This is a genomic window from Candidatus Buchananbacteria bacterium (genome assembly GCA_013359225.1).
Lineage (GTDB): Bacteria > Patescibacteriota > Patescibacteriia > Buchananbacterales > UBA6539 > JABWCG01.
Genome location: JABWCG010000005.1, coordinates 16,427 through 38,434, shown reverse-complemented (window position 1 = coordinate 38,434; position 22,008 = coordinate 16,427). Strand labels below are relative to the sequence as shown.

Below are 22,008 nucleotides of genomic sequence, written 5' to 3'. Positions count from 1 at the left end.
TGGCTGTACGGATCAAACTGCCACTAACTACAGCCAAGACGCTACGAATGATGACGGTACCTGCGAATACCCAACTGACGAGGTGGTACAACAGGAAGAAGAAGTCGCAGAACCCGAACCCCAGCCAGTGGTAGTGGATGAAGAAAACCCGGTAGGGGGTCCAGATGATTTGCTATAATAATTTAAAATTGCTAAGATAAAAACATGATTTTTGAGTCTCTGGAATTCAAATAACTTTCAAACCGCCTTGTTTTAGACCAAGCTACTTTTAGCTAAATTTACAGGCGGTTTTTTATTTGATAAGCTTAAATAAATACTACCTCTATGAAATACGAACACTTAGCACAACAAGATCCTGAAATTTTCGACCTAATCAATCAAGAAACCAAGCGTCAGCAAGACGGTCTGGCGATGATTCCTTCCGAGAACCACGCCTCCATTGCCGTCCTGGAAGCAATGGCCAGCACTCTATCAAATAAGTATGCCGAGGGCTACCCACACAAACGCTATTACACCGGCAACCAATATATTGATCAAGTTGAAGACTTAGCAATCAGCCGCGCTAAAAAATTGTTTAACGCCGAACATGCCAATGTTCAGCCGAATGCCGGCAGTCCGGCTAACCTGGCAATTTATCTAGCAACACTCAAGCCAGGCGATACCGTTATGGGTATGAAACTTGATCAGGGTGGACACTTAACACACGGCCACCCGGTTAATCTGTCGGGCCAGCTCTATCATTTTGTCCAATATGGCGTTAGCCAAAAAACTGAAATGATTGATTATGATCAGGTACGTGCCATGGCTAAAAAAGAAAAACCAAAATTAATCGTCACCGGCGCCACGGCTTACCCGAGAATTTTTGATTTTAAAATTTGGAAAGACATTGCCGACGAAGTTGGCGCCCTGCTTTTAGCCGACATTTCTCATTTTGTCGGTTTATGCATTTCCGGCGATCACCCTCAACCATTTCCGCATGCTGATTTTGTCATGACCACAACACATAAAACATTGCGTGGTCCGCGCAGCGCCGTCATTTTAAGCAAAGAAAAATTTGCCAAAGACATTGATAAAGCAATTTTCCCCGGCATGCAGGGTGGGCCACTCGAACACGTTATTGCCGCCAAAGCAGTCTGCTTTAATGAAGCTCTAAAACCGGAATTTAAACAATACGGCAACCAAATTGTTAAAAATGCCAAAGCGTTGGCAAATGCCCTGCTCAACGAAGGTATTCGTTTGGTTTCCGGCGGCACTGATATCCATCTTATGTTAATTGATTGTAACCCGCTAAAGATTACCGGCCGAACTGCATCCGAAGTTTTAGCCGATGGCGGCATTTACACTAATCGTAACACCATCCCCTACGACCCCGGTTCAGCTTTTGAACCAACGGGTATCCGTCTTGGTACTCCGGCGCTCACCACCCGTGGCATGAAGGAGTCAGAAATGAAAATTATCGGCACCATTATTGCCAAACAGTTAAAGAATATTAAAGATACTAATATTCACGCTGAGCTAAAAGCAACTGTCGCCGAACTGGTTAAGCAATTTCCGATTTACGAAGGGATGTAAACTGCCATGTCAAAAAAAACCGCCCAATTAATCGACGGCGACAAAATCAGCCAGGAACTACTACTGGAACTAAAAAATAAAATCAGCCAATCAAAACACCACCCCGGTTTGGCGGTGATTTTAATTGGTGATGATCCGGCTTCCCGGCGCTACGTTGAAAAAAAGAAATTAGCCTGCCAAAAAGTTGGCATCAATTTTCATGGTTATTTTTGTGGTGGTGAGTTTTACCCAAACATTACCGAAGCTGAAATTCTTGAAATGATTGATTGGCTTAACAAGGATCCGGAAATTGATGCGATTATCATTCAGGTACCAATTCCAAAAAAATTTAATACCCAAACAATCATCAACCGAATCAGTCCCCAAAAAGATGTTGACGGCTTTCACCCCAAAAATTTAGACCAGGCGGCAGTTAATTCACCATTAATTAAAGCTATTGATCTTGTTTTACGAGAAACAAAAGAAAGCCTACAAAATAAACAGGCGGTAGTGCTGGCAAAAAATCCAATTTTTTCTCAGCCGCTTAAAAAAAATCTCTCTGCTCTCGGCCTAAAAACAAGGATTGTCACACCGGATGCCAATTTATCGCAAGAGACCGTGCAAGCCGATATTTTAATTTCTATTGTCGGACAACCCGGACTTATTAATAAATCAATGGTCAAGCCCGGTGCCATCGTTATTGATCTTGGGACCACACTTGTTGGCAAAAATACCTGGAAAGGTGATGTTGCTAAAGATGTTGTTGAAGTTGCCTCCTGGCTTACCCCCGTGCCTGGCGGCGTTGGCCCATTAACCGTTGCCATGTTATTAGAAAATACTTATCAACTAAGCCTATAATGTATGATTGACCAACAGACTAAAAAACTTATTTTAAAAGCCCAGAAAAACGAGATCACTGAGTATTACGTCTACCGCAAATTATCTCAAAAAATTAAACAAAATGGCAATGAAAGAATTCTGGCAGAAATTGCCGAAGACGAGCTTGGACATTATCACTTTTGGGAACAGTATTCTGGCGTCAAAGTCGGCCCCAGCCGGTTTAACATTCTTAAATATTATATTATTTCACGGATACTTGGCATTACGTTTGGTATCCGCCTCATGGAAAAGGGTGAAAAATCAGCCCAAAAACTCTACCAAGAAATTGCTCAGGTGTTACCGGAAGCAAATCAAGTCATCAAAGACGAACACCGACACGAAGGTGCACTCATCAATCTTTTAAATGAGGAAAGATTAAAATATGTCGGCTCAATTGTTCTTGGTTTAAACGATGCGCTTGTTGAACTAACTGGCGCGCTGGCCGGTTTAACCTTTGCCCTGCAAAACGCTCAACTTATTGCCGTCACTGGTCTTATCACTGGTATCGCCGCTTCATTTTCTATGGCCGCTTCTGAATATTTATCAACCAAATCAGAAAATGACGGCAAAGAGCCGCTTCGAGCGTCAATTTATACCGGCATTACCTACGTTATCACCGTATTATTTTTGATCGCTCCATATTTAATCGTCAAGAACATTTATCTGTCGCTAGTCTGGACTATTTTTAATGCTATTATCGTCATTTTGCTTTTTACTTTTTATACTTCCATCGCCCAAAACCTGCCATTCAAAAAAAGATTTTTAGAAATGACTATTATCAGTCTTGGTATTGCCTCGCTTTCTTTTGGCGTCGGCTGGATTGTCAAAATCATTTTTGGTGTTGAGGTTTAAGATAAAATAAAAAACGAGCTGATCAAAAAATTAGTTCGTTTTTTTATTTACTAATAACTAAATATTAGTACACTTTGATTACATTACAATTGCCGTCAAGTTCAACAAAGTGATGCGCCTGCCCCGTACGAAAAGCCTCGCATTGATTTTCCGGCAGATTATCAATTTCTTGACGCGGCGAATGGGCAATATCACATACCCAGTCTTCAATAATCTGATTGCTTAAACAGGGGCTGTCATCAGCCTCAATACCGTTAGTGGAAAGTTTATCCTGACACAGCTCCTGACAGTTGATAATCGCGGCGGTTTTTTGAGATTGCTTAAGCTGCTCAATCTGCGTTTTTTGAGTAATTGTTTTTGACATTTCAACAACCACACCGCAGCCGGTTAAAATAAAAAAAGAAAACACCAAAAGCATTGCTGTTTTTAAATATCCCAATTTTTTATCCTCCATACAATATTAATAATACCTTCACTACCATTCAAAAGTCAACCAAATAAAAAAGGGTTAGCTTCTAACCCTTCAATTCAAATGTCCGTCGCGATTAGCATCGTCAAGCGTCTGCAATACGCTTGACCCGTCCAAAGAAGCTGGCGACAACCCGCCATCGGGCAATCCAGCAATACCGTCGTCAGGTTCGGCGTGATCAATCACTTCAAACCTAATAATGTTCACTCGATCGAATACTTCTTCCGCCGCCAGAATGGGCACATCAAACGCTACGGCCAAGCCAATTGCGTCAGACACGCGCGCTGTTGTCGGATAGTAATCGTCACCACGATACATGTCCAGCTCGGCGCAAAACCTGCCCTCCGGAGTAATGCCCGTAATGCGCACGGAAGAAACCCGCGCGTCAAATTTTTCAAGCATTAACTCAAAGAGTTCATAGGTTGTTGGCACCGGCAACGTGACGCCTTGCTCACGCAAAGATAATATCTGGCTGATCATGTCCGCGTCTTGCACCAAAATCATGATCAAAAAAGACTGGTCCGACTGCTCGTCAGAAAGCATTAAGGCCGGGCCTTGGTTTGTGTTCATCACACAAACTAGACGCACCAGACGGTAACTTTCTTCTGGCATCATGGTGGCCTCCTCCACGGTTAAGGTCCATGGGATTATCTTAGGCTAAAAATAAAGCGAAAGTCAAATAAAAACGGCCAGCGATACCCATGTATCAATCTGGCCGGTAACGATAACGATGCTTCACGCACCGATATTGAACTTTGCCTCCTTGGGCGAAATCTTACGCGGCAGGAATTCATCCTCCACCGCCGCCTTGAGCGCCCGACGCATCCCTTGCGCCCCAAAATAAACCCTGCCTTCGGCGTCAAGTTCAACCGGCTGGCCGGGCAACTGAGCAATGGACAGTTCCGCCGCGTCATTGTCGGCATAGTCAGACCCCTCCAACGCCACGCCAATGACAGGAATATGATCTTTGCCGAAATGGCCAAGCCAACTCTTGACAACGCCCGGTAGCGCCGCCGCTTTGCCAGCACCGGCTACGATGACGTCAACATCCTTGAGCTGTTCAATGTACATTCGCAGCATGTCGGGGTTGCGATGACAGCTGCACACGTGCAACCGAACTTGTCCGGCACCAGACAGCTCCCGCACCTCTTCAACCGCGCTGGTAACCTGCGGCAAATCGCTTTCGCTGCCAACGACAACGTCGACGTTGATTTCGGGCTGGTCAACGTCAATACCCATCTCGTCAGCCTGAAACACTTCCAGCTTCTTGTCGGTCAGGCGCCAGAAAATGTAGCGGTAAATCTGAGTCGTTGTCGCCAAGATCTCTGGCGGAACGACTTGCGCGTGCACCCAATCAACATCATCGGGATTTTCCGGATTGCGTTTGTCAATGCCAAGACCCTTGCCCCAAGTGCGGACAAATTCCTTGTCAAACGCTGGTGGCACCTTGCCTTTGGCTTGGGCCGCAAGCCAGGCGTCACGCGACCAAAATCGGCTGGAGTCGGGCGTCAACAGTTCGTCGCCAAAGACAACGCCTTCGCCCATCTCAAACTTGGTATCAACCAAAAGAATGCCACGTTCGGCGCAAAAGTCGCGTGCCAATCCGTACAGTTGTAGCACGGTCCGCTCGTAACCGAAACCAAATTCCGCCACCACGCTGTTGGCGTCAACGTGAACATCGTGTCCCACTGTCGCCTTGCTGGTTGGTGTGAAAATCGGATACGGTAACTTTGAACCGTCGTGCAACCCAGGCGGCAACTTATGGCCACAGACCTCTCCGGTCTCTTGATACTTTGGCCAGCCAGAGCCGGTCAGGTATCCGCGCACGATCATCTCGCGGGGAACCATCTTGAGTTTACGCACCACAACGGCGCGCTTTTGCAGTTCAATGTTGCCGCGCAGACTGGGCAACAAAAAATCATCAATCGCTGCGCCGCACGCCACTAGGTCATGCGGACACCGATCAGCCAACAGGCGTAAGCGCCAAAAAACACTCATGGCGTTTAAAATCTCGCCTTTGTTTTTGACCAGTGCGTTAAGCACAAAGTCGAAAATGGAAAGACGGTCGGTTGCCAGCGGCAACAGCAAATCGTCATGTCCAGGCACGGCATAGGTGTTTCGCACCTTACCGGTTGCCAATGGTAGCCCCAAACTCTCAGGGCCAATGTACTGCACGTTCGGCGGCAATTTCGCCATTGTAAGGTACCTCCACGGTTTCTTTAGAAAGGCTTTTTCACGTGAAAACCTTTCTAAATTGCTTTGCCAAAATTACCAAATTATCGCCAAAAAGTCAACGCAAAAAATAAAAAACCGCAGAACAACTTTTGAAAAAATTGCTGCGGTTAAGGTCAAAGAAACGAAATGCTAGTGTTTGGCAAAGCCACGATACTGCGACTCCAGCGCGGCGACGATCATCTGCTTGGCGAAGAAAAACTGTCGAACCTCCTGCCAACGTTTGCCGTCGGCTGGGACCACGCCGCCACAACAGCCCGCATCACACAATAGCTCTGTTGCTTCAAGCAACGCCGAACCGGTTGCCGAGAAGGCAAATGGGAAAAAGCCGTCTGACGCAAACATGCTTCCTGCGACGTCGTGACCGGCGTCAGCAGCCCGCATCAGCGCCAGTTTCGTAGCGCCGCGCCGATCTTGCTGGCCGAGTCCGGCCGCAATCAATTGCAGGTTTTTCGCCAGTACGACCGAATTGCTCACCCCTTCCCACGCAACAGCCCAGGCAACTAACAACGTTGCCAAGTCATCACCGGACAGTTCCCCGCCGATCCATTCCGAAACCTTTCGGGAATCAAAGATGAAATCAGCCGCACCCTGAATGAGCGCGCCGCCCCGTACCGGTCGAATCTCATACCGTTGGCTCGGCAATTGCGGATCAAGCAAGGCCGGATTGGCCAACAGATGGCGTTCGGGTGAACGAGTGTTCAATAGTGATCTGCCCGCCGAAGTAAACGACGGAGCAAACACTACATCCGCGCCCCAGTAGGGTCGCCCAACCTGATCGCGAATGTCGTCGGAAACAACGTGAATCCAGATTGAGGTTTCAGCATCAACCTCAAAGTTCGTCATCACTTCCGCGCCCATGACCGCGTCTTTATCGCCAGTCATGCAGCGCTGCACTGCGCGTGCTGGTTCAACCCAGTCAACGCCGAGCCCGCACGGATTGCCGTGCTTACACGCGATTGCGATGAACGGCACCCGGCCGAAATTCCTCCGGAACGCTTCAGCCAGCCGACACATCACCCGCAGCGCGCTATCGCCGCCGCAGATGTTGATGTGGCCGGGGTTACCTGCCACAATCGTCCAGTTTGACCAAGCCAACAAATCGGGTTCGGCCAAAATGTTCTGGCACAAAACCGAGCGTCCCTGATAGTTGTTCTCCGGCTTGCGCAACACCTTATCGCCGCGCAAGGCCAGAAACGTCAGGTCAATATCAAGCTGGCGCGCTAAGTACTCGGCGATGATCGCGTCGTAGGTTGCCGTCAGCTGCATCGCCTTTTGGGCGAGCTCCAGCCGGAACTCGTCGTTTGGTCCGCCGTCAGCGCGGTAGGCCTCGAGCACCAAATCGTAATCAGCCGGATCGCAAACCACCACCACGCCGTCGGCATGATTCTTGGCCGCAGCGCGAAGGAGCAGAATGCCGCCGATATCGATCTGCTCAATGATTTCGTCAAACGTCGCACCAGGCTTTTTCACCGTTTGCGCGAACGGATACAAATTGACACACACTAGCGTGATACGCTGGATGTGCCGTGCTCTGAGCTGACGCTCATGCTGTTTGTTGAGCCGGGCTAGAATGCCCGCCGCCACTTTCGGATGAATGGTTTTAACCCGTCCGTCCAAAAACTCTTTCACACCGGTGATTTTCTCAATCGGCCAGCACGCCACATTGGCCTGCTTAAGCGTCTTGAACGTACCGCCGGTTGAAACAATCCGCAGCCCGGCCGATTCAGCCAAACCGCGGGCAAAGTCGGCAAGACCCGACTTATCGGTGACGCTTAATAGCGCCAATGGTTTTTGCGGTTTCGTACTTTTCACGTTTCTACCTCCCGTGTTCTACACGATTGTTCGGGCGAGCGTAACAATTTCCATGGTCTTGGCCGGCGCGTCGCCAATGTAGCGCTCAGGTTGACCAAGTAAATCTTTGACGTCACCAGGAATCAACTCTAACGCAGCAGCTAATTCCGAATTCGAAGCGGCTTGCAGTTGTGCCACTTCAATCAACGGCCGGCCGGTCTGGTTAACCAGGGGCACGAGCTCCCGATTCACCAATTCATGCGCGTCGCCCGAATAACCGGCCATCTGCAACGCAATATACAACGGTTCGGCCAAAATGGTATTTGCACTCTTGGCTAAATTCGCCTCGCAGGCGTCGGCGTTCACCGTCAGGCAGCGCAGAAATTCCACGCCCGGTTTGTTTTTGCGTAGCAACGTTGAAAGCTGCTGACACAAATTAACAATGATAATCGGAAAGTCGCGCGCCACGCAACTGCCGACCAAGTCCCGCTGATGTTCAGAAATCACCGTATCAAGCACTTTGCCGAACTCATTTTTGGTCCGCCAAAACATCCCCTCAAGATTCTCGAAGTTGATGGGGTTACGCTTCTGCGCCATGGTTGAGCTACCAACCTGCCCCGGCTCAAACCCTTCGGCAATCTCGTTGATCTCCGTACGCATCAGGTGCCGACCGTCACGACCAAGCTGGCCAAAACTAGCCGACAACATCAGCGCCGAAAAATAGAAATACGCGCTTGGTTCCGGCGGCATGATTTGGGTGCTGATTCGCGCTGGCTTCAAACCAAGCTTAGCAAGCACCAGTTCTTCATAGCTTTTACCGCCGCAGCGATCATTTAATCCCAGGCAAATCTGCGCGTTGTGAGCGCCGACCGCACCCGAGATTTTTCCCACCAATTGCGAAGCATGCTCTTCCAGCTTCCGGTAGTTATAAATGATACGACTCAAAATCGTTGCCAGCCAAAAGCCAACGGTGATTGGCAGCGCATGTTGGCCATGGGTCCGTCCAACCTGCAATTGGTGAGCAAAACGTTCGGCCAGTTCGGCCAAAATCAAAATCACTTCTTTGGTCAACGGCTTAATGACGCCGTCAAACGCCCGAACCAGCTGGAGTACGCGTGCCGTTTCAATCGGGTCGTAGCTGGTCAGCGGCACGTGAATCCAGCGATTCAACAATTCCGGTGGATGCAATCTAAGCGCCACCACTTCTTGGGCACACCGTACCCACGCCCGAATGTCGTGCTTAGTGATTTCGCGTTCAACTTTGTCAACTTGCGTTGTCGCAATGTCCAAAATCGCCGCAATCATTTCTTCGGTCAAAAATCTGGCGTCCTCTGGTGGAATCACGTCGATCTCGCCGAGCACCTGCAGATTGGCAACTTCCACCTCACCGATGAAACGACAGAGGCGGTCATAACCAAAATACGGAACCAAAACCTGGGGTTGGTACCTGGGGTTGCCAGGCAAATCTGTTCGTAGCTTTTGTTGCAGTTCAGTCATAAGCCGGCTTTCATCCTTTTAGTAGTTCCAACACTAGTTTCAAGTTGTCAAAAAAACAAGTCTTTCCCTTCCGAAAAGACCATAATGCGATTTAAAACTAGCAAAAATAAGCCAAAAAGTCAACCAGAATCATTGAACAAACTTCCAACATCTGCTACACTAGGGAAGTTATGAGTTTTTCAATTGGCATTGTTGGCTTGCCCAACGTCGGAAAATCCACCCTTTTCAAAGCCCTGACTAAAAAACAGGTCGATGCTTCTAATTATCCGTTTTGTACCATTGACCCAAACGTTGGTGTCGTTCCAGTGCCAGACGCACGGCTTGATCAGTTGGCCACGATGTCTAAATCGGCAAAAACTTTGCCAACCACCATTGAATTTGTTGATATCGCCGGCTTGGTTAAAGATGCTCACAAAGGCGAAGGGCTTGGCAACCAATTCCTGGCTAACATCCGCGAGGTAGATGCAATTGTTCAAGTAATGCGGCAATTTAGCGACAGCAATGTCATTCATGTCGCTAATAAAGTTGATCCGGAATCTGACCGCGAAACAATTAACCTAGAGTTGATCTTCGCTGATTTGCAAACATTAGAAAAACGTCTCTCAAAAAATATTAAGGGATTGCATGCCAATGACAAAGACGCTAAAGCCATTCAACCAATTTTGGAAAAACTAAAAACCGGACTTGAGTCCGGTCAATTGGCGTCACAAATTATCACTAGCAAAGAAGAAAAAGAATTGATCAAAGATATGAACCTGTTGACAATGAAGCCAATGATTTATGTTTTGAACGTTGATGAAGATAAAGTATATCAAGAAACTGATTACTTAACCGTTTCCGCCAAAATTGAAGCTGAACTTTCCGAACTTTCCTCTGACGACGCTAAAGCCATGCTAAAAGAATTACAAATTGAATCGTCCGGGCTGGATAAATTAATCAAAAAAGCTTTTGCTATTTTAGGGTTAATGACGTTTCTGACCACTGGGCCTCAAGAAACTAAGGCTTGGACCATTCCGATCGGCACCAAAGCTCCACAGGCGGCTGGTGTGATTCATACCGATTTTGAAAAAAAATTCGTCAAAGCCGAAATTGTCAACTGGCAGGATTTATTGACGGCCGGTAGCTGGCACGCTGCTCAAGAAAAAGGCCTGGTCCGGCTTGAAGGTAAAGACTACATTATGCAAGACGGTGACGTGGTCATCTTCAAAGTTGGCGCTTAAACACATAAATCTGACGCCAAACTTTTTGGTCGGGCCGACCATACACCAATCTGTCCTTATTAAGCTGGGAAAAACCCATCTTTTTTATTTTATCCAAAATAGGCATTTTTAATTCTTCGCGACCAAGCCGAAATTCCGGCAACACCATCACTATCTTGCCTTCACGATCCACTATCTTTGCAAATTCGTGAAATGCCGACAAATAAAGTTCTGATAACACTTCAATGTTTTTTTTAATGGCATACTCTTTTTCATTTCCACGCAATGGCGGGCCTAAAAATGGTTCTGTAACAACAGCATCAACGCTTGTTACAACCTGAGAAATGCTTCTGACATCATGATGATAAACTTTTACTTTATCAATAGCCACGTTGAGGTTATGGCTCAGCCACTGTAGATTATCTTTAGTATCCTTTATTGCTTTATCCGAAACGTCAGCGCCAATAGCGTTCTCATACCCAAGCAAAATCGCTTCTTGCAAAACAGTGCCAGAGCCGCAAAACGGATCTAAAATTCTCGCACCAAGCGGCAACTGAGCGAGGTTAATCATAATCTTTGCTAATTTTGGCGGCAAACTGCCCGAATACATATCGCGCGACGGCCGGCCAAAATCACGATTGCCATAGTCTTCGAAATCCTGCACCGCTTCGGTCAATCCCAGCCAACGATTCTCTAAAATTAAAAAATCAACAACCCGATTTTTAGTCACCACCACCGACGACAAAGCCTTGTCTTTACTCACCACCAAGCGGCAACTGACGCCCGCTTCCTTTAATTGGGTTTTGATTTCCATGCCAAGTTTATCTTTATTACTATTATAATAACTCAATCCAAAATTTAATTTGTTATCTTTCTTAAGCTGTTTTAATATTTCAACCATCAAATTCTTGTCAATTTTCTCCGCTAAAATCTTGCCGACTTTAACCGTTCCTCCCAGCCGATTCTGAATTTTTTGGCAATCAATCTCTGAACTATCAATAATCAAAAAAGACCCCGTTTCTCGGACAATCTTAGAGGTCGGTAATACCGCCAAAACTTCGGCCGTTGATAATTTAGGGTTGTGCCCTAAGATAAAAACGTATTTCATATACCATGAGTATAGCACACTTGACGACTCCGGAAAATCATGATACTATGCTCATACTTAACAATTAAGCCTTTTCCAGTCCCGCCTTTACTGCAGGGACAATATCCTTATCCAACCTAGAGATAAGGAAAGGTGTCTTTCTCACAATACGTAACCGTAGTTACATAGCGCAAGGAAACACCTTGGGCATTTTTTATAAAAAACTATGACCAATCACTATGAATTGTTGTATTTGGTCGCCGCCAACTACACTGAAGAAGAGTTGGAGCCGATCAAACAAAAAGTGGCTGACGAAATCAAAAAATTCGGTGGCCAGATTACCCTTGAAGAAAGTTTGGGCAAAAAAAAGCTTGCCTATCCAATCAGTAAAAATCATCAGGGCTACTATCTGCTGTATGAATTTGATCTTGAAGGCAGTAAGCTAAAAGACTTAAGCCGCAATCTAAAACTCAGTTCAGAATTATTGCGCCACATTATTGTTAAGCGCAGTTTGAGCAGAAAAACGGTTATCAAAACTAACATCACCAAAGCAAAACCTGCTTTGACATCCGCCGACGGTGCTAGTAAACCAGCCGACGAAAAAGCGCCAGACGACAAAGATCGTCTCAAGCTTGAAGACCTTGATCAGAAACTAGATCAAATTCTTGAAGGCGACATCATGTAATTAACTCAATCAACAAGCGCGTTAACTCATAATAATAATCCTATGAACTTAAATAAAGCCATGATCATCGGCAACTTAACCCGAGATCCGGAAACCAGAACTACCCCTTCCGGCCAAACTGTTTGTAGTTTCAGTGTTGCTACCAACCTTGTTTGGACTGATGCTAACGGCGAAAAGCAAAAGCGAGCCGAGTATCATAATATTGTTGCCTGGCGAAAACTTGGAGAGATTTGTTCTCAGTATCTGAAAAAGGGTAATAAAGTCTATATTGAAGGTCGCCTCCAAACCAGAGATTGGGAAGGCCAAGACGGTGTTAAACGCTATCGCACTGAAATTATTGCCGACAACATGATTATGCTTGATACCAAAGGCACCACCTCCGGCTTCGGCGGTCCAAGCGATCAGGGTTCGGGCTCAAACGACTTTAGTCAGCCAGAACCAACCAGTGAAGATGAAATTCAGGTTGAAAATATTCCGTTCTAATTAAACATTTTACGATATGCCAAAAACTAACACCTTACTAACCAAACCAAAAACATGTCATTTCTGCACCAACGACGTCAATGACATTGATTACAAAGATATCCAGACGCTGCGCCGGTTTATCTCCTCTTATGGTAAAATTGTGCCGCGCAAACGAAGTGCTGTTTGCTCTAGTCATCAGCGCAAACTAGCCACCGCTATCAAGCGCGCACGGATTATGTCACTTTTACCATTTACCAACAAATAGATTCCTATGCTCTCAATTAGCGACATTAAACAAGGAACCATCTGCAAAATCAACGGCCAACCCTACGAAGTCATCTGGACTCAACATGTCCAGATGGGCCGTGGCGGAGCGATTTTGCGGTTACGAGTTAAAAACTTGGTTGATGGTAAAGTCTTAGAAAAAACCTTAAAGGGTTCTGACAGCCTTGATGACGCCGACTTAACCAGAAGTAAAGTAAACTTTTTGTACAGCGACCAATCCGGCTACAACTTTATGGATAATGAAACCTACGAACAGTTTACCTTTGATGAAGACAAAATCGGCGATAAAAAATATTTCCTTAAAGAAGGATTAACCGTCACTTTGCTAAAGACAGACGATCAGCCGCTGACCATCCAATTGCCAATTAAAGTTGATTACAAAGTTATCAGCACCCCAGAGGGGGTGCGGGGTGATTCAGCTCAGGGCAAAGTTACAAAAACCGCAGAAATTGAAACCGGTCACGAAATTAATGTTCCCCTTTTTGTCAAAGAAGGTGATATAATTAAAGTAAACACCGATACCGGCGAATACGTCGAACGGGTGACTGAATAATAACTTTCAAAACTATGGGAATGAATAGTGCCAAAAAGGCTCGAGTCAAACACGCCCAAAAAAATACCAAAAAGGGACGTGAGCTCGCCTCCAAAACCAAAGAACTTCGCCGCCGTAAGGGCCGCAAAGTCAAAGGGTAAAACTAAATCAGCCGCTAAAGCGGCTGATTTTTTTATATTTTGGTCTAAACCGTTTAACTATTCCTTTTTATCAACTGCTTTTATCTTCTGCCAAATTTGTTTTTTAATTTCCTTGAGCAACTTAGTATTCTCTTTCAAAAACGCTTTGGCGTTTTCTCGACCAACACCTAATTTTTCTTCGCCAAAACTGTAGCTATTGCCTGATTTGTTAATGACACCATGTTCAACACCAAGGTCAAGCGCATCACCGGCAATTGAAATTCCTTCATTATACATGATGTCAAACTCGCAGGCTTGAAATGGCGGCGCCACTTTATTTTTAACAATCTTTGCTTTCACGCGGTTACCAATTATTTTTTCTCCCATCTTAATTTGGGCCGCGCGCCTCACTTCAATCCTAACCGAAGAATAAAATTTCAACGCGTTGCCACCTGGAGTAGTTTCAGGGTTACCAAAAAAGACACCAATCTTATGACGAACCTGGTTAATAAAAATAACTGTTGTGTGGCTCTTTGAAACAATGCCGGCTAGCTTTCGTAAGGCCTGGCTCATTAACCGAGCTTGCAAACCCATATGAGTGTCTCCCATGTCTCCTTCAATTTCAGCCTTTGGTGTTAAGGCCGCCACCGAGTCAACTACAATTACATCAACGCCATTGGAACGAACCAGTGTCTCAACAATTTCCAAAGCCTGTTCGCCGGTGTCGGGTTGGGAAATCAATAAATCTTTAATATTCACGCCAATTCTTTTGGCATAATCAGGATCAAGCGCATGCTCAGCGTCCACAAACGCCGCTAAACCACCTTCTTTTTGAACTTCGGCGACAATATGTTGGGCAAGCGTGGTTTTACCGGAAGCTTCCGGACCAAAAATCTCAATAATTCTGCCGCGCGGTACACCGCCGACACCCAAAGCAACATCAAGCGACAAACAACCGGTTGATACTGCATCAACTTCCATGCGCTTTGCCTCCCCTAATTTCATTATTGAGCCGTCGCCAAATTTCTGTTTAATCTGTTCGATCGCCTGCTGCGCGGCATTGAGACGATCGGACATCGTTGCGCCTGTTGATTTGTCGTCTTTTTTTACCATAATTTCTGTTTATTACTTAATTAATTTTTATCTTAACCCTCCTGACCCAATAACACAACCTGCCGATACACTTTAGTCTGCTGACCATGGCGTTTCTTGGCGGTAATTTCAATAATATTAACGCCCGGCTTTAAATCAATTGTTTCATTGAAACGACTGTCCTGATCAGTTAATACTTGCTGTCCGTTTATTTCCAGCGTTGACTCCGCCTCAATCTGTCCAGCCACTTCAATAAAATTTTTATCCGTCTTTAAATTATCTTCTGGAGTAGCAACCACTAATTCTGGAGGCGTCACAATCGCTTTTACTTTTATTCCCAAATACCCAAAACAGCTCATCACCAACAGCAGTACAATAAATGTTCTAATAAGTCTTGGCGTCACAATCAAATGCATTTTCGAAATCCGCTCAACCGGTTTACTGAAATCAGCCACTCCTCGCAATTTAGTTTTTTTGTATACCGTGTGTTCGCTTTGATACCGTTTCAAAAAATCATAATAATCGCAACCAATATACTTGGTGTAAGACCTTAAAAAATTTTTAGCATACACCTCACCGGGCAATTGATCATATCGCCCCTCTTCAATTGCCTCTAAATATTTGACTGAGACATTAATCTGGTGGGCAACATCGGCAAGTTCTAGTCCAAGTTTTTTACGTCGCTCTGACAGCTCTTGACCCAGACTCAGCGGATTAGAAATTTTTTTATAGCTAAAGCCGGCCATAATTAGAATTATTTATATCGATCATCCGACTGATCATCTTCATCTTCTTCCATCTCATCCTCTTCAAAATCTTCATCTTCTTCATACGGCTCATCAGTTTCATCCTCTTCGTAGGAGTCTTTTATTGTATCATCTTCCAAACTCGTAATCAACACCTCCCGCGGCTTAGCGCCGTCGCCCGGACCAATCACGCCCTGCTCCTCAAGTAAATCTAAAATTCTAGCTGCCCGCGCATATCCAACCCGTAGCCGGCGCTGAAGCAAAGAGGCTGAAGCTTTTTTAGCTCGAAAAATGATTTCTTTAGCCTCCTGCAATAGCGGGTCGCCGCCATCACCGCCATCACCAGCGGAAAAATCACCAAAACTAGCCTGTGGCTTATCAATAATTTCTTCCATATAATCTGGTTCAGCTTGTTTTTTAAGATGAGCAGTAATTCTCTTAATTTCTTCATCTGATGCAAACGCACCCTGCAATCGTTTTGGTTTTGACATTTCAGCTGAAACAAACAACATATCTCCTTTACCAAGCAATTTTTCCGCACCCGATTGATCCAAAATTGTCCTTGAATCAACTAAAGAAGTGACCGAAAAAGCTACCCTGGCCGGAATATTAGCCTTAATTAACCCGGTCAAAACGTCAACCGACGGCCGCTGAGTGGCTAAGATCAAATGAATGCCAACCGCCCGTGACATTTGTGCCAATCGTACAATCGCGGCTTCAACCTCCGGCCCAGAGGCCGCCATCAGGTCAGCCATTTCATCAATAACAATCACAATGTAAGGAATTTTTTCTTCATGAGCTTCATTGTATGATTGAATATTACGATGGTGAGCGGCCGACAACATATCAAAGCGCTTTTCCATTTCCTTGATTGCCCAGCGCAACGCATTGACTGTTTTTTTAGTGTCGGTGATAACCGGCGTTAGCAAATGAGGGATGTTGTTATAAATCGGCAGTTCAACTCGCTTAGGGTCCACCATAATAAACTTCAATTCGCCCGGACCATTTTGGAATAGCAGACTTAAAATAACCGCGTTAATACAGACGCTTTTTCCTGAGTTGGTGGCGCCGGCAATTAAAAGATGCGGCATTTTCTCAAGTTCAGCCAGCCAAGGCTTTCCCATCACGTCCATACCTAAAGCGATTGACAAATTAGACCGCCGGGCTTTAAAAACATCACTAACCAAAATATCTTTCAGCGGTACAATCGCAGTTGCTTGGTTTGGCACTTCAATACCAACTAATGACTTGTTAGGAATCGGCGCTTCAATTCGAATCGGATGAGCGGCCAAAGCCAGAGCTAAATTGTCACTCAATCCAGCAATCTTTGACAGTCTCACGCCTTCGGCGGGCTTTAAAGTATATTGCGTAACAGTCGGGCCGACCTGAGCCTCTCCCATTTCAACATTGATACCAAAATTTTTAAGTGTCTTTTCAATAATAATCTTGTTCGCCTTAAGGTCGCCGCCCTTAGGGGTTGTTGTCTTGCCATCAAGCAGGCTTAGAGGCAAATCAACGGGAATCTGTTTAAACTTTCTGACTCCTGAAGTAAGTTCCGCAGAATCTTTTTTGGTTTCCTGGTCCTCCTCATCGTTAGAATTATCCGTTTCATCTTCAGCAGCGCCGGCAGACAAATTCTTCTTGCCGCCATGTTTTTCTACACCAACCGCTCTGTTAAAAAAGGAAGGCTCGTCTTCTTCATCCTCTTCAGCCACTTCTTCTTCATCCTCAGGATACTCATATGCTTCATCCTCTTCAGCCTGGCGACGATCACGTGACGCTTGAGCTTTCTGATAGCTGCGTTCGGAAAAATAATTCTTTATTTTTGACAATAATCCAGCAACTTCTTCATCTTCCTCAGTTACGCGCGATGAACGGCGCTCCAAGGCTGCAACGATATAACTTTCAAACATCAAGATAAAACCAATAACTGCTAACGCTAGCGCCAAAATCATTCCGGCCCAAAATCCTAAAAATTTTAAAAACAACCACGAAAACAATACACCGCTATAGCCACCGCCTAGCCCATACCGAGCAGCATCAATAAGATCATTTTGATGAAAAATAATATGAATTAATCCATTAAAGCTTAAAATAAAAAGCACCGCGCCAACAATATTTGAATTCTTAAAATTATGTTCAGCCGGGCGCCACATAAAGTACGCCATAATAATCAGCAAGACCGGGATGTACCACCTGCTAATACCAAAAAGCAGCTTGAAAAAATTGTTTAGGTATACGCCGATTGTGCCTGCCGCATCAAACAGACTCAACAACGAGATAATGCCCACGACGAACAATAAAATAATACCAATCCATCGCCTAGTTTCATCAGAAACTTCAATATTTGGTCGTCCGATATTCAGATCCCGAAGCCCTTTAACTCGGTTTGTTTTTGCTTTTTTTCTGGCCATACGCTAATTGTGTTTTTAGGTAAAATTTAAGTTGATATAAAGCTAAGTTGCCTTTAGTAATAAGGCATAGAACGAATATATTTTACCATAAAAATACACCTCAGTAAATCCAAAAAAACCCCCGCTTTTTCAGGCGGGGGTTTTAATAATGGGTGGTTAAAAACCTCTTATTTTTCCTCAGTCTCAGGAATAAATCCGGTACCAGCCGGGATCAAACGTCCAATAATAACGTTTTCTTTCAAACCACGCAGCTCATCAATTTTACCCTCAACAGCAGCATTAATAAGCACTCGGGAAGTTTCCTGGAAGGAAGCAGCGGAAAGGAAGCTTGAAGTTGATAATGACACCTTAGAGATACCGAGCAATAACTCTTCGGCCTCAGCCGGTGCGCCGCCATTTTTAACGGCCAGCTCGTTAGCAGCAATCAGCTCATCCTTTTCAATCTTTTGGCCAGGCAGCAATTCCGTGTCGCCGGAAGCCGTTACCAACACACGCGAAAACATTTGTCGAACAATTAATTCAATATGGCGATTATCCAATTTTTGTCCTTGCGAGGAGTAAATCTGCTGAATCTCATCGATAACGTAGCGCATGGTTTCGTCTTTGCCGCGCAAACGATGCAGTTGTCGCAAATCCATACTACCATTTGTCAAAGCGTCGCCCTTAGACACTAAATCACCGTCGCTAACCAACAAATGAAACTCTGGCGGAATCTGATACACGTGAGATTTCTCTTCCTTAGTTCCTACAACAATTCTATCTTTTTCAATTTTTACAACTCCGTCATGTTTTGCCGGAATTTTTTCGCCGGATGAATCAACCATTACATCATCGCCCTTCTTAATTTTCTGACCATCCTTCACTAAAACTTTTTGTTTCTTGTCCTTATCTTCTTTGGACAAAGGATATATATCCTGGTCAACATGCTCATAAATTACCTTAACAGTTTTCAGACGGTTGATATTTTGATCTTTCGGTTTTTCAATTGCAATCTTGCCATCAAACTCAGCAATAAATGCTTTATGTTTTGGCGGTCGGGCTTCAAAAATTTCTTCAACGCGCGGTAAACCTTGGGTAATGTCAAGTCCGGCGACACCTCCCGTATGGAAGGTTCTCATGGTCAGCTGAGTACCCGGCTCACCAATACTTTGTGCTGCAATAATACCAACGGCGGTACCAATTTGAACTGGTCGATTGTATGCCAAGTCCCAACCGTAACATTTTTGACATGCCCCTCGCTTAGTTCTACAACTGATAACGGACCGGATTTTAATTTCGGCCAAGTCAAGTTTCTTTAGTTCTTCAACTTTTTTGGAGTCAATAATTTCGCCTTCATTAATCACTACTTTTTTAGTCTTTGGGTCAACAATCTTTTCAAGCGTCACTCGCCCCTTCACTCGGTCGGCTAAATTCATGTTGATGGCTTCGCTGTTTTTCTTGGTCAAAATTATTCCTTCAGTGTCACCACAATCTTCTTCAGCAATAATCACATCCTGAGAGACATCAATTAAACGTCGAGTTAAATAACCGGCGTTTGCGGTTCGAAGGGCTGTATCAGACAAACCTTTTCGTGCGCCGTGCGTTGAAATAAAGTATTCCAATACATCAAACCCGCTCTTAAAGTTACCTTTAACAGGCAATTCAATAATTTCACCAGCCGGGTTTGTTACCAAACCTTTAATACCAATAATTTGGATCAGCTGACTCCAGCTACCGCGAGCACCTGATTCAACCATAGTTGAAACCGGTCCGGTCGGATCCAGTTTGTTCTGGCTGATCTTAACGATCCGCTCTTTAACATTCATCCAAATTTCAATGATCTTGGTGTGGCGTTCACTATCCGTCAAAAGCCCCATATTATACTGATTTTCAACAGCGTCAACTTCCTTTTCACCTTGTTCAATAATCTCTTTTCGCTCTTCCATCTTAGGCATGTCACCCATACCCCAGGAGTAGCCGGACAATGTCAAATATTTCAATCCTAATTTTTTAATTTCATCAAGCAGTCTGGCAACCGATTCAAAATCATATCGCTCTAGTGCATCAGCGACAATAACGCGCAAACCTTTTGAGCCAACTACTTCATTAACATACGGATAATCCTCGGGTAGTGTTTGGTTGAATAAAATTCGGCCAACCGAAGTCTCAAAAACCCGGTCTTTAATGCCGGCGGCTTTTAGTCGGCGCGCCATCGGTTCATCCGGTTTCACTTTAATTCGGTCACGGATTTTAATTTTATTCAAATTATAGGCTAAAATGGCTTCTTTCGGACTAGAAAATGATTTTACAATCTGTCCTTCACGATCAATAATTGCTGTCATATAGTAGCAGCCCCAAACCATGTCTTTGGTTGGTCGCGCGACCGGGTCGCCGGTTGCCGGTTTCAAAATATTTCGTGAAGCAAGCATCAAATTTTCTGCTTCCCACTTCGCTTTTTCAGTCAGCGGAACATGAACGGCCATCTGGTCACCGTCAAAGTCGGCGTTAAACGCTTCACACACCAACGGATGAACCTGGATCGCTTTTCCTTCAATCAGAACGGGTTTGAATGCCTGAATGCCAAGACGGTGCAAGGTTGGGGCGCGGTTCAAGAGAACGTGAGCGTCCTTAACAATCTCTTCTAAAATATCCCAGACTTCATTGCGTCCGCTTTCAATAAAACGGTTAGCGCTGCGAACGTTGTGAACAAACTCCTGCTGAATTAATTTGCTGATAACAAACGGTTTGAATAATTCTAATGCCATCTTTTTTGGCAAACCACATTCGCCCAATCGTAGTTTTGGTCCAACGACAATAACGCTTCGACCAGAGTAGTCGATACGTTTTCCAAGTAGGTTCTGGCGGAAACGTCCCTGTTTACCTTTCAAAATATCAGCCAATGATTTGAGCATGCGCTTCTGGCCGGTTGAAGCAACCACGGTTTTGCCGTGTCGGGCCGAATTGTCAATCAGCGCATCAACCGCTTCCTGCAACATACGCTTTTCGTTTCGTGCAATGACTTCCGGAGCGTTCAACTCCTTAAGTTGCTTCAAACGATTATTTCGGTTGATAATCCGACGGTACAAATCGTTCAAGTCAGAAGTGGCAAACCGACCACCGTCCAGCGGCACCATCGGCCGTAAATCTGGAGGAATAACCGGCACCGTGGTCATAATCATCCATTCCGGACGCAAATTATTCTTATGGAAATTGGTAACCAATCGTAAGCGTTTAGAAATTTTTTCTTCTCCTTGCGATTGCTCAGCAGCTTTTAACTCCTGTTCCAGCTCATGAATTAACTTTTCCAGATCAATTTTTTCCAACAAATATCGAATTGCTTCGGCCCCGATATTAGCTTCAAAAATATGGCCGTATTTCAAAGACAAATCCTGATACACATGCTCAGAAATAATTTTCATCGGCTTCAAGTCCTTGAGCTCTTGCTCAGCGACTTTCATGATGTTTTCTAATTCTTTGATTTTTTCCTGTTTAGTCTTTTCGATGATATGTAATTCTTTATCAATCGCCGGACTAGCATCTTCACTCGCTTTCTTTTCTTCACCAGCTTTGCTCTTAACCACATTAAGCTGCCGGGCGAAATCCGTTTCAATCTTTTTCTTTTTTGCCTTAAACTCCTGGCGAATTTGTTCCAGTGTTTCCTTCTTCAAATCTTCATCAACATCGGTAATAATGAAATCGGCAAAATAGATTACTTTTTCCAAAGCCTGAGGGGAAAGATCAAGCATCAAGCCAATCTTTGACGGCACGCCGCGCAAAAACCAAATGTGAGAAGTTGGGGCCGCCAAGTTAATGTGTCCCATCCGTTCACGGCGGACAACTGATCGGGTTACTTCAACGCCACACTTATCACAAACGATGCCCTTGTACCGGATTTTTTTGTACTTACCACAATAACATTCCCAGTCTTTTGACGGACCAAAAATTCTTTCACAGAACAATCCGTCTTTTTCTGGTTTTTGAGTTCGGTAGTTAATCGTTTCCGGTTTTGTGACTTCACCATGAGACCACTCCTGAATTTGGGCCGGAGAGGCCAGGCTCAGTTTCAAGGCGTCGAAATCAATGACTTTTTTTTCTTCTTGCATAAATTTG

The 22,008-nt window shown here is 45.0% G+C and carries 19 protein-coding genes; 9 read left to right on the top strand and 10 right to left on the bottom strand.

Annotation, left to right across the window (positions count from 1 at the left end; translation table 11 throughout):
- The 4 genes from HUU49_05220 to HUU49_05205 all read left to right on the top strand — a co-directional run.
- Nucleotides 1–178: hypothetical protein (locus tag HUU49_05220; GenBank protein ID NUM25981.1), on the top strand; the 178-nt coding region annotated here is incomplete at its 5' end.
- 146 nt (nucleotides 179–324) lie between these two features.
- A complete protein-coding gene (locus HUU49_05215; protein ID NUM25980.1) occupies nucleotides 325–1,572 on the top strand; it encodes a serine hydroxymethyltransferase in 1,248 nt (415 codons plus the stop codon).
- Between the two features lie 6 nt (nucleotides 1,573–1,578).
- A complete protein-coding gene (locus tag HUU49_05210; protein ID NUM25979.1) occupies nucleotides 1,579–2,409 on the top strand; it encodes a bifunctional 5,10-methylenetetrahydrofolate dehydrogenase/5,10-methenyltetrahydrofolate cyclohydrolase in 831 nt (276 codons plus the stop codon).
- 3 nt (nucleotides 2,410–2,412) lie between these two features.
- Complete coding sequence (locus HUU49_05205; GenBank protein NUM25978.1) at nucleotides 2,413–3,282, top strand: VIT1/CCC1 transporter family protein; 870 nt, start codon at nucleotides 2,413–2,415, stop codon at nucleotides 3,280–3,282.
- Between the two features lie 64 nt (nucleotides 3,283–3,346).
- Here the strand turns inward: HUU49_05205 and HUU49_05200 are convergent, their stop codons facing one another.
- The 5 genes from HUU49_05200 to HUU49_05180 form a co-directional block, all read right to left on the bottom strand.
- Nucleotides 3,347–3,736 (bottom strand): hypothetical protein, encoded by a 390-nt coding sequence (locus HUU49_05200; protein ID NUM25977.1) that lies wholly within the window; start codon nucleotides 3,734–3,736, stop codon nucleotides 3,347–3,349.
- A gap of 69 nt (nucleotides 3,737–3,805) precedes the next feature.
- Nucleotides 3,806–4,366, bottom strand: a complete 561-nt coding sequence (locus HUU49_05195; protein NUM25976.1) for a bifunctional nuclease family protein — start codon at nucleotides 4,364–4,366, stop codon at nucleotides 3,806–3,808.
- 120 nt (nucleotides 4,367–4,486) lie between these two features.
- The gene (locus HUU49_05190; protein NUM25975.1) at nucleotides 4,487–5,947 is read right to left on the bottom strand and encodes a phosphoribosylaminoimidazolesuccinocarboxamide synthase; all 1,461 of its coding nucleotides are present in this window, start codon (nucleotides 5,945–5,947) and stop codon (nucleotides 4,487–4,489) included.
- Between the two features lie 168 nt (nucleotides 5,948–6,115).
- Complete coding sequence (locus HUU49_05185) at nucleotides 6,116–7,798, bottom strand: hypothetical protein (protein NUM25974.1); 1,683 nt, start codon at nucleotides 7,796–7,798, stop codon at nucleotides 6,116–6,118.
- Nucleotides 7,799–7,816: 18 nt separating this feature from the next.
- Complete coding sequence (locus HUU49_05180) at nucleotides 7,817–9,274, bottom strand: hypothetical protein (protein NUM25973.1); 1,458 nt, start codon at nucleotides 9,272–9,274, stop codon at nucleotides 7,817–7,819.
- Nucleotides 9,275–9,444: 170 nt separating this feature from the next.
- Between HUU49_05180 and ychF the strand changes: the two genes are divergently transcribed.
- A complete protein-coding gene (gene ychF, locus HUU49_05175; protein NUM25972.1) occupies nucleotides 9,445–10,494 on the top strand; it encodes a redox-regulated ATPase YchF in 1,050 nt (349 codons plus the stop codon).
- Here ychF and HUU49_05170 read toward each other — a convergent pair.
- On the bottom strand, nucleotides 10,478–11,581 hold the full coding sequence (locus HUU49_05170) for an RsmD family RNA methyltransferase (protein ID NUM25971.1): 1,104 nt from the start codon (nucleotides 11,579–11,581) through the stop codon (nucleotides 10,478–10,480). The genes ychF and HUU49_05170 overlap by 17 nt on opposite strands.
- Before the next feature lie 205 nt (nucleotides 11,582–11,786).
- On the opposite strand from HUU49_05170, the gene rpsF reads away from it, so the two are divergent.
- From rpsF to efp, 4 genes are read left to right on the top strand one after another with little or no spacing between them, the layout of a single operon-like run.
- Complete coding sequence (gene rpsF, locus HUU49_05165) at nucleotides 11,787–12,245, top strand: 30S ribosomal protein S6 (GenBank protein ID NUM25970.1); 459 nt, start codon at nucleotides 11,787–11,789, stop codon at nucleotides 12,243–12,245.
- Between the two features lie 42 nt (nucleotides 12,246–12,287).
- Nucleotides 12,288–12,728: a single-stranded DNA-binding protein gene (locus tag HUU49_05160; protein NUM25969.1), complete on the top strand. Its 441-nt coding sequence runs from the start codon at nucleotides 12,288–12,290 to the stop codon at nucleotides 12,726–12,728.
- 16 nt (nucleotides 12,729–12,744) lie between these two features.
- Nucleotides 12,745–12,975, top strand: coding sequence for a 30S ribosomal protein S18 (locus HUU49_05155; protein ID NUM25968.1), 231 nt, complete (start codon nucleotides 12,745–12,747; stop codon nucleotides 12,973–12,975).
- Between the two features lie 6 nt (nucleotides 12,976–12,981).
- On the top strand, nucleotides 12,982–13,548 hold the full coding sequence (efp, locus tag HUU49_05150; protein NUM25967.1) for an elongation factor P: 567 nt from the start codon (nucleotides 12,982–12,984) through the stop codon (nucleotides 13,546–13,548).
- A 197-nt stretch (nucleotides 13,549–13,745) separates the two neighbouring features.
- On the opposite strand, the gene recA is transcribed toward efp, so the two are convergent.
- From recA to rpoC, 4 genes are all read right to left on the bottom strand, one after another.
- Nucleotides 13,746–14,744 (bottom strand): recombinase RecA, encoded by a 999-nt coding sequence (recA, locus tag HUU49_05145; GenBank protein ID NUM25966.1) that lies wholly within the window; start codon nucleotides 14,742–14,744, stop codon nucleotides 13,746–13,748.
- A gap of 68 nt (nucleotides 14,745–14,812) precedes the next feature.
- Nucleotides 14,813–15,505, bottom strand: a complete 693-nt coding sequence (locus HUU49_05140) for a helix-turn-helix domain-containing protein (protein ID NUM25965.1) — start codon at nucleotides 15,503–15,505, stop codon at nucleotides 14,813–14,815.
- A gap of 8 nt (nucleotides 15,506–15,513) precedes the next feature.
- On the bottom strand, nucleotides 15,514–17,919 hold the full coding sequence (locus tag HUU49_05135) for a DNA translocase FtsK 4TM domain-containing protein (protein ID NUM25964.1): 2,406 nt from the start codon (nucleotides 17,917–17,919) through the stop codon (nucleotides 15,514–15,516).
- A gap of 167 nt (nucleotides 17,920–18,086) precedes the next feature.
- Nucleotides 18,087–22,001, bottom strand: a complete 3,915-nt coding sequence (gene rpoC / locus HUU49_05130) for a DNA-directed RNA polymerase subunit beta' (GenBank protein NUM25963.1) — start codon at nucleotides 21,999–22,001, stop codon at nucleotides 18,087–18,089.
- Nucleotides 22,002–22,008 lie beyond the last annotated feature (7 nt).